General features: G+C 43.7%; 8 protein-coding genes and 1 pseudogene. 3 read left to right on the top strand and 6 right to left on the bottom strand.

Annotated features, from left to right (window positions below; translation table 11 throughout):
* From HGJ91_RS12155 to HGJ91_RS12145, 3 genes and pseudogenes are all read right to left on the bottom strand, one after another.
* Positions 1 to 341 (bottom strand): annotated as a pseudogene (locus tag HGJ91_RS12155) (hypothetical protein); the annotation flags it as partial.
* 102 nt (positions 342 to 443) lie between these two features.
* On the bottom strand, positions 444 to 1,733 hold the full coding sequence (locus tag HGJ91_RS12150) for an FAD-binding oxidoreductase (protein WP_291348030.1): 1,290 nt from the start codon (positions 1,731 to 1,733) through the stop codon (positions 444 to 446).
* A 24-nt stretch (positions 1,734 to 1,757) separates the two neighbouring features.
* Positions 1,758 to 2,492: an aspartate/glutamate racemase family protein gene (locus tag HGJ91_RS12145; RefSeq protein ID WP_291348029.1), complete on the bottom strand. Its 735-nt coding sequence runs from the start codon at positions 2,490 to 2,492 to the stop codon at positions 1,758 to 1,760.
* A 249-nt stretch (positions 2,493 to 2,741) separates the two neighbouring features.
* Between HGJ91_RS12145 and HGJ91_RS12140 the strand changes: the two genes are divergently transcribed.
* On the top strand, positions 2,742 to 3,380 hold the full coding sequence (locus HGJ91_RS12140; RefSeq protein WP_291348028.1) for a GntR family transcriptional regulator: 639 nt from the start codon (positions 2,742 to 2,744) through the stop codon (positions 3,378 to 3,380).
* A 327-nt stretch (positions 3,381 to 3,707) separates the two neighbouring features.
* On the opposite strand, the gene HGJ91_RS12135 is transcribed toward HGJ91_RS12140, so the two are convergent.
* Complete coding sequence (locus HGJ91_RS12135; RefSeq protein ID WP_291348027.1) at positions 3,708 to 5,078, bottom strand: ammonium transporter; 1,371 nt, start codon at positions 5,076 to 5,078, stop codon at positions 3,708 to 3,710.
* Positions 5,079 to 5,086: 8 nt separating this feature from the next.
* Positions 5,087 to 5,425 carry a P-II family nitrogen regulator gene (locus HGJ91_RS12130; RefSeq protein ID WP_291348026.1) on the bottom strand — a complete coding sequence of 113 codons (339 nt, stop codon included), beginning with the start codon at positions 5,423 to 5,425 and terminating at the stop codon, positions 5,087 to 5,089.
* A gap of 463 nt (positions 5,426 to 5,888) precedes the next feature.
* Here HGJ91_RS12130 and HGJ91_RS12125 point away from each other — a divergent pair, with 463 nt between their 5' ends.
* Together HGJ91_RS12125 and HGJ91_RS12120 are read left to right on the top strand one after the other, a co-directional pair.
* Positions 5,889 to 6,596, top strand: coding sequence for an FKBP-type peptidyl-prolyl cis-trans isomerase (locus tag HGJ91_RS12125; protein ID WP_291348025.1), 708 nt, complete (start codon positions 5,889 to 5,891; stop codon positions 6,594 to 6,596).
* A 6-nt stretch (positions 6,597 to 6,602) separates the two neighbouring features.
* Positions 6,603 to 7,166, top strand: coding sequence for a flavodoxin family protein (locus HGJ91_RS12120; RefSeq protein WP_291348024.1), 564 nt, complete (start codon positions 6,603 to 6,605; stop codon positions 7,164 to 7,166).
* Here HGJ91_RS12120 and HGJ91_RS12115 read toward each other — a convergent pair.
* Entirely contained in the window at positions 7,163 to 8,422 is a 1,260-nt protein-coding gene (locus HGJ91_RS12115) for a mandelate racemase/muconate lactonizing enzyme family protein (RefSeq protein WP_291348023.1), read from the bottom strand. The genes HGJ91_RS12120 and HGJ91_RS12115 overlap by 4 nt on opposite strands.

Here is an 8,422-nt window from a genome sequence, read left to right as displayed (position 1 = left end):
ATGCAGTCCCCATGGGTAAAGGAAACCGGAAGTTGTCCGGGGAAATATCCAGGCCAGATAAAAGTAGCCTGCATGACACCCATACCCACGGCATCCAATTGTTCCGCCACTGGGACGATTGCCCCGGGGGCACTGGGTTTCATGACAATACGTCCGTTGGACATTTTTTTAACATAGTCGGACATATATGCGATGGTGTCCCAACTGATTCCGGAAGGTAGCCAGGATGAGGGTTGCCATTTATAGGTTTTAGAGAATGCCGGCAGAGTAAAAGCAACTACCAAAAAAGCGCCAATCAGCGCGACCATCAGACCCCGGGTAAACATACGACGAATTTTCATTTGTTCCTCCTTATAAAAAGTTCTTGTGTATAAATTTCGTACTTAATATTAAACTTATATCGTGGCCTCACCTCCTTTTAATTCTTGCCAAAGTCTTGGGATTTAAAACAAGCCGGTACGCCGCTGTGCCAAATGGTACATCCGTGCTCCGGCTTCGTAAAAAAGTCCGCGAAATCCTCTCATAGGTACTTTTTCGGGTTTGGATACCGGCAGCGGAATACCGGCGGTTGAGCCGGTTTTGATGTATTCGGCCATGAGTTTGCCGAAGACGCTGCCCGGTCCGATACCCCTGCCATTGTAGCTCGTTACCGTTATAAAATCCGGTCCCAGGATATGAAATCGGGGGATATGGTTTAAGGTCATGGCTATACGACCGTACCATGCATGTTCCAGCGAAACGCTGCCAATTTGAGGAAATACCTTTGCAATGCTTCTTTCCACCCATTTTTTATGAAGATTAAAGGCCATGTTGTCCACCTGGCCCACACTGCCGACAATCAAGCGCCCGGCATCGTCGAGGCGGTATGATGACAGGACTAGGGCAGTATCCCAGGCTCCCTGTTTCCCGGGCAGGATGGTTTTAAGGACGGATTCAGGTAAAGGCTGGGTGGCAAATTGGAAATAATTGAAGGGAACCAGGTTTTTTCCCATCTTTTTAAAAGCGCGTTCCGCATATCCTTGAACCGCCAGGATAACAGCCTTAGCTTTCACACTTCCATTTGGTGTCGTTAATTGCCAGCAGGTTTTATCTCTTTTATATGAAAGAACAGGAGAATTGGTATAAATGTTTGCACCGGCATCTTTGGCTGCCCTGGAAAGCCCGTAAGCATAGGCCAGCGGCTGTATCGTACCGGCTCTTTTATCCAGCAGCGCACCGTGGAATTTTTTGCTGCCGATAAGCGGGGTGGCTTCTTCCCGGTTAAAAAGCTTCACGGGCGCACCGCGGTCCTGCCACTGGGCCTCTCTTTGCTGCAGTGCTTTGTACCCGCCACGGGAGTGGGCGCAGTGAAGTGTTCCTGCCCTGACTGCTTCGCACTCAATATTGTGTTTTTTAATCAGATCAAAAACAAGATCCGGTGATTTGCCCAGCACACGAATCAGTTCTTCTCCTATCTCATTTCCAAGTTCGGAAATAACATCGCTCGGCATGAGCCAGAGCCCGGCGTTGACCAGGCCGACATTGCGCCCTGCCCCGCCGAATCCGATATCTCTGGCCTCCAGCAGAATTGTTTGTGTGCCCTCCTGGGACAAGTGCAAGGCCGCTGACAGCCCGGAATATCCGCCGCCGATAATCGCTACATCCGTTACTTTTTCTCCCCGAACCGATTCAAAAGAAGGCCTGTCTGGTGCGGTTTTATCCCACAATCCATGGCTTAATGCTCTGTTATCCATATTTTTTTCCTTTATTCATAACGCTTACATGAAACCTGAAAAAGGGGCTCGCACAAGCGTTGTATGTACGTAATTGATCATGGTAATAAAATCAAATACCGGTATGCCGACTGCTGCCTGAATGGCATGGGCATAGGGAGGAAGGTCGCTGCATTCAAGAAGAATGCTGCCGATGTCCGGATTTTGCTTCAGCAGGATTTCAACCACCGTCACCACCTCTTGTTCAATTTTCCGGGAATCAAGGCTTCCTTTCTCATAAAGAATGGCATCCCTGAATTCCGGTTGATTTTCCATGCCGGCAATCACTATTGGAATATCATCGTTGATGCCTGTTGATGTAAAATGTTTGGGTTGAAGACAGGTGGCATTGGCAGTGATAATTCCTACTTTTTTGCCGGTTATCTGGTGGATAAACGGTATCTGTAGAAGACTGGAAAGAAAAACAGGGATATCAAGGCTTTGTGCGACCTCCTGCTGGAACAGGGCCATAAAGCCGCAGGCACCGGTAATTGCCCGAACCCCGTCGTTATACAATCGCTGCGCTGCATCTATAAAAGGAAGTGCAAGTTCCGGGTCCTGTTGGTTGAGCAGCCGATCGATTGAAGCACCTTCCACTTTTTCGTACCTGACCGGAAAAGGAAAAGTGCTGGCATTGCCGACATTACCAGGGATGCAAGGATAGGAAGCATCCAGTATCAGAATGCCGATAGATTCACCATACCAGGCCTGTTTTGGTCTGCTAACGGTTAATACGGTCATGGTCTCCTCCTGCAAACACCAATGAAGCGTCAGTAAAGTTTCTTAAACATTTCATTAATATATTTATTGACATATCAGTGATCATATCATACTGTCAAGAAGTTTTTTTGGAATTAAAAAAGATTTTGAGAATATTGAATATAAACTGTTTGCCTGAAAAGGCTTGAATTTGATAAGAGGTTAGGATAACAGCAAGAGAATTTATATCAAATATCAGTGGTTTTAATAAAAAAAAATGAAGGGAATGGGATGAAAGAAGCGGTTTATCAAACAATACGGGAACGAATTTTATATCTGGAATATGAGCCTGGTCAAATTTTGAATGAAAAAAAACTGGCTCAGGAATTCGGCGTAAGCCGATCGCCAATAAAGGATGTGCTCAATCACCTTGAATGGGAGCATTTTGTAAGGGTAATCCCCAGAACAGGAAGTATGGTCACTGAAATCGAATTCAGTCGGGCGATGAATGTTTATATGGTCAGATTTAACATCGAATCTTTTGAGGCAGGTATTGCAGAAAGCCAATTTTCTTCTACACATCAGGTTAAGCTTAAAGAACTGTATGACAGTTGTGAGGACATTCTAGACAAAAAAGATCCAAAAGCACTGGCAAAAATTGATACCGCTCTAAGAGAAGTCATACATGATGCAGCCGGCAACCCTGTGCTGGCAGATGTTTCCGACAAATTGTATTCACAGACATTTCGTCTCTGGTTTTCGGTCATGTTAAAAAACGGGTGGCCCGATGAAGTCGATGCCGTTAAAAGAGAACTGGAAAAACTTATAGGATACTTTGCTTCCGGGAATTCAAATGAATTCGGAACCATTAGAAGAGCTCAGCTCGTAAACCATTTCGAGAGGCTTCGCCAAAAATTTTTAGGCATTTAAAGATTTGCCAATTAATTAATTTTACCCAATCCAAATTTAAATCGACTGAGCCCCTTGCAGAACCATTCTTTCTGCAAGGGGCTATACAATAAATTGTACGAACATAATTTCTAATCCACAATATACAGACCAAGATTTGAAAATACGTTTTATCTGCAAGAGGCTCGACTAATAAACATTTTTTTAGCCTGAAACTATTGAGGTTGCTTTGTAATCTCCTACAATATTTTCCCTGTTGACTAATGGTATTATTATCTGCCAGGAGTCAAATTCGACAAATTACCGATCAATATGAGTTCAACATATTGAGCTGAGTGCTTATTTCAGTTAGATACCACTTCTTATTTCAAAATCAGCATATGCCGTCATGCCGTGTTCTCCGACATCGAGACCGCCTATCTCTTCTTCTTTATCAACCCTGATACCCAAGGTTACTTTGAGGACAAAAAAGATAGCATAGGCTGCAACAAAGCAGGTTATACCGTAGGCGACAACACCTATGAACTGGGTCGAGAAGGAATGATCAGCGCTGAAGATACCAACGGCCAGAGTGCCCCAGATACCGCAGACAAGGTGCACAGAGATCGCACCCACAGGATCGTCAATTTTCATGCGGTCAAAGCCCATTACAAAAATTACTACCAGCAGGCCGGCAATAAAACCGATGGCAACTGCGCTCATTACGCTTACCACGTCAGCACCAGCAGTAATACCAACTAAACCGGCCAGAGCGCCGTTAAGGACCATGGTAAGATCAGGTTTCTTCTGTAGGATCCAAGAGAGGGCCATTGCGCCCACAATACCGGCAGCAGCAGCCAAAGAGGTTGTCACAAAAACAAAGGATACAGCAGCTGGATCGGCAGAGAGCACAGAACCTCCATTGAATCCGAACCAACCGAGCCAGAGCAGAAAGACTCCGATTGCTGCCAAGGGTATATTGTGTCCCATGATAGGTTTGATGTTATTATTGACATATTTACCAAGGCGAGGTCCAAGAAGCAATACTCCTGCCAAGGCTGCCCAGCCACCTACGGAGTGGACCAGGGTGGAACCGGCAAAATCATAGAAACCCTTAGCATCCAACCATCCACCGCCCCATTTCCAGCTACCAACCCAAGGATATACCAAGGCGACATAGATTGTAGAGAAGATTAAAAAACTGTGCAGTTTGATGCGCTCGGCCACGGCACCGGAAACTACGGTTGCTGCGGTAGCAGCGAACATCGCCTGAAAGATGAAGTCGGTCCAATAGGTGTAGATGCCCACACCATCATCACCCGCCACCATCATGTTTTCAGAGCTTACACCGATACCGAAGCCGGAGAAGCCGAAAAATTCTCCTATGGAAAAATCACCAGGATACATCAGGTTGAAACCGATCGCAGCATAGGTTAATAGGCCAATGGCAATAATTGCTGTATTCTTAAAGAGAATGTTGATTGTGTTTTTAGACCGAGTCAAACCAGCCTCCAGGCTGGCAAACCCAAGATGCATGATAAAGACCAGAAAAGTAGCAACCAGCATCCAGGTATTATTGGTAACATAAGTAGCAACAGCCCCGGTTACCTCGGCTGCACCATCACCGGCCAAAGCCACTCCCGGCAAAGCTATCACGGTCATCAAAATGGGCAAGATTATCTTGTTAACGGTTGATCTATTCATTGTAACCTCTTTGTTGTTTGATTTATACACTTCCATATCCTTTCCTAAATGGCGTTCTTACCGGTTTCACCTGTTCGAATTCGACAAACAGCCTCAAGCGGCATAATAAATATTTTACCATCTCCAATTTTGCCAGTCTTGACACTCTTTGTGATAGCCTTAACAACCTTGTCTGCAATGTCTGCATCGACGACAATCTCAATTTTGACCTTTGGGACAAAGTCCACCTCATAGTCGGCACCACGGTATACTTCCTTATGTCCTTTCTGACGCCCAAACCCTTTTACTTCAGAGATGGTCATTCCCTGGACACCAATCCCGGCCATCGCCTCCTTGAGTTCATCAAGCTTGAACGGTTTAATGATCGCTTCGATTTTCTTCATTTTTTTCCCTTTCATATTTTACTTTTAAAGGTTCCCTATCTCAAACAAGAACACGTTTGAATTTAATTTTAAATATTACAATATGTGTGCCAAAGCGTCCCCCAAATCCCCAAAATCAATTTAACCATTTGAAATTTAAGAGTTTTATTAATTAAATATATAAATAGGTCTTCAAAATAAAATAAAATTATATTACATTTCTGTTATAATATCGATTAAATTATATTACATTTTTGTATTAAAAATAAATTATTGATTTTATTTTGCTAATTTTTAAACAACAGCATTTAATAGTAATCAAGGATTTAAAAAGCCGAAAAGAATTAATAAAATCATTTAGAATTTATATTTTTTGATGCGATCGTCCTGTTTTAAGTCGGTACGACCATTGCAAATTTTTGATCTTTTTGTTACTCATAGCAGGGTATATTAATTTAATTTTAGAAAATTTAAGGAGACCTTAATGCAAAAGTATAAAAGCTGTTTTCTGGTTCTGATCATTCTGTTTTTTTTCAATATTCAATGTTTTGCAACTGAAGAGAAAGAACAATCTATTGAAAAAGCTGATCTTGAAAAGCAGATCAGTTATGCGCTTGGATATGATATTTTTGATAAATTAAGAGAAAATTTTGAACTTGACCCCGAGTTTTTTATTATGGGGGCAAAGGACAGCCATGAAAAGCAGTCCAAACTGACGGAAGAAAAGCTGAAACAGGCCCTGATATCTTATCAGCGGCTGGCAAGGCAGAAACAGATAGAGAGGATTAAAATGGAATCCAAAGGAAACAGGGAAAAAGGAACCAAGTTTTTAGAGGAAAATAAGCAAAAGGAGGGTGTTGTAACCTTGCCGTCCGGGCTTCAATATAAAATTATTACAGAGGGCGACGGTCCTTTGCCAAAGGCAGCGGATACGGTAGAATGTCATTATAAAGGCACACTCATTGACGAAACAGTGTTTGACTCTTCCTATCAAAGGGGCAAACCGGCAACATTCCAGGTGGGCGGTGTGATCCAGGGTTGGATTGAGGCCTTGCAGATGATGAAGGTGGGATCAAAGTGGGAATTATATATTCCACCGGATCTGGCATATGGTGACAGAGGCGCCGGATCTATCATAAAACCGGGTTCCACCCTGATTTTTGAAGTCGAACTATTGGGCATTGTGGAGTAATCGACTATGCGGGTTCTTGGCATAAACGGCAGTCCGCGCCATAAGGGGAATTCTCAGTATCTTATGTCTTGTTTCATGGAAGAAATGAAAGCCAGGGGATATGACACCCAGGCGTTGAATGCTGTTAAACTCAAGATCAATCCCTGTATAGGATGCGGTAATTGTGAAACAAAAGGGGTGTGTATCTTTGAGGATGATTTTACCCATATTTTTCTCCCGGCAATGATAAAGGCCGATATTGTCGTCATCAGCTCACCAGTCTATTTTTATGCGTTTCCGGCAGTGCTAAAGGCTTTGATTGACCGGATTCAGGTGATGTGGTCACGAAAATACAGGCTGAAGATGGATGAATTTAAGGGCCGCAAACGAAAGGGAGTGCTTCTGGCATCAGGCGCTACCCATGGGAAAGATCTTTTTGACGGCCTGAACTTGACAGCCAGGTATTTTTTTGATGCGGCAGATATTAAATACGAAACATCGCTCTGCTACAGGGGTATGGATGAAAAGGGTGAGATGGAAAATCATCTCACCCTTTTTGAAGATATCAGGGATCTGGCTCGAAATCTTTAATCTTTTTTCCGGGCATCCACCCCATATTTTTTTTTGTTTGAATTGAGTTTCAGCGCAGTGAGCAGGCCTTTGTCCTTTATGGTGTAAAACATGAGGTTTCTTTTATTCATGCTGAAGAATTTTTTGCCATATTTGGAAAGCTTGTCCAAATCAATTTCAAATCCAAGCCCGGGCGCATAGGTTGGGTGAAGAATACCTTTATCGTGCATAAAAGGTTTTTTCAAGATCCCGTCCCGCTTTTCTATGGTCCATGAAGGCGGGTTAATGGGGTATTCCAAAGGCTTGGTGCCGTTGAACCCGCTTGCCAGCAGAACGTTAAGATTGACAGCAAACCCGATACCGTTTGTCCAGGTATGGGGTGTAAATTTCAAACCATGTTTTCTGCAATGGTCTGCCACTTCAAGTGCACGTTGAATACCACCGGTCATAATGGCATCCGGCTGAAAAATATCGTAACATTTTTTTTCAATCATGAATTTGAGTTCACTCTTCCCATTGGTGTGGATTTCACCGCCTGCAATGGGAATTCTGCTGTATTTTGTCAACTGGGAAAGGCTTTCGTAATCATCCATGGGAAGGGGCTCTTCAAGCCAGGCAATATTCATGTCTGCACAGGCATCGGCAAAATATTTGGCGCGTTCAAGATCCCATAACGGGGCATCATTGATAATGGTCACCCGCCATCCCTGGTTGGCATCCACCCCAATGGTCATCTTGTCACCCACAGCCTCCACAACTGCCTTGACATGGCTGATGTCTTTTTCAACATCAAATTCATGGACACGGATTTTTATGGTTTTAAAACCTTCTTCATATCTTTTCCGGGCCTCAAAAACCCTTGAGTCTTTATCTTTGATTTCACCGGTGGAAGCATAGAGTTCGACAGATTCCCGATGGCCACCCAAAAGTTCGTATACGGGTTTGTCTTCAAGTTTACCCCGTATATCCCAGAATGCCGGTTCAATCCAGTTTGCCCGGACACCGAGATAGCTGACTTCCCGGAGCCGTTGAAGCATTAAATCGATATTAGTAGCATCATGACCCAGAAGATAGGGAGCAATCAAATTGCCAAGCCCCAACCTTTCCGAAGCAATGGCAGGGCCTGCAGAATATCCTTGTATCCCATCCTCGGTAGTGATTTTTACAAGGTCAAACCGGTTGTCCATGGCCGGATATCCGGGAATCCAGCTTGGATAAAAGGGTTTATCCAGAGGGATTCTGACATGATACAGTTCAATACATGATATTTTACTCAT

Source organism: Desulfobacula sp., assembly GCF_014237455.1.
Classification (GTDB): domain Bacteria; phylum Desulfobacterota; class Desulfobacteria; order Desulfobacterales; family Desulfobacteraceae; genus Desulfobacula.
Note: the sequence above shows the minus strand (reverse complement) of the source record. Positions and strands in the feature narration are given on the sequence as shown.

Excerpts from the sequence above, each read along its gene's own strand:
- HGJ91_RS12150 (WP_291348030.1), bottom strand. The coding sequence starts at position 1,733 with ATGGATAACAGAGCATTAAGCCATGGATTGTGGGATAAAACCGCACCA.
- HGJ91_RS12145 (WP_291348029.1), bottom strand. The coding sequence starts at position 2,492 with ATGACCGTATTAACCGTTAGCAGACCAAAACAGGCCTGGTATGGTGAA.
- HGJ91_RS12140 (WP_291348028.1), top strand. The coding sequence starts at position 2,742 with ATGAAAGAAGCGGTTTATCAAACAATACGGGAACGAATTTTATATCTG.
- HGJ91_RS12135 (WP_291348027.1), bottom strand. The coding sequence starts at position 5,078 with ATGGAAGTGTATAAATCAAACAACAAAGAGGTTACAATGAATAGATCA.
- HGJ91_RS12130 (WP_291348026.1), bottom strand. The coding sequence starts at position 5,425 with ATGAAGAAAATCGAAGCGATCATTAAACCGTTCAAGCTTGATGAACTC.
- HGJ91_RS12125 (WP_291348025.1), top strand. The coding sequence starts at position 5,889 with ATGCAAAAGTATAAAAGCTGTTTTCTGGTTCTGATCATTCTGTTTTTT.
- HGJ91_RS12120 (WP_291348024.1), top strand. The coding sequence starts at position 6,603 with ATGCGGGTTCTTGGCATAAACGGCAGTCCGCGCCATAAGGGGAATTCT.
- HGJ91_RS12115 (WP_291348023.1), bottom strand. The coding sequence starts at position 8,422 with ATGAGTAAAATATCATGTATTGAACTGTATCATGTCAGAATCCCTCTG.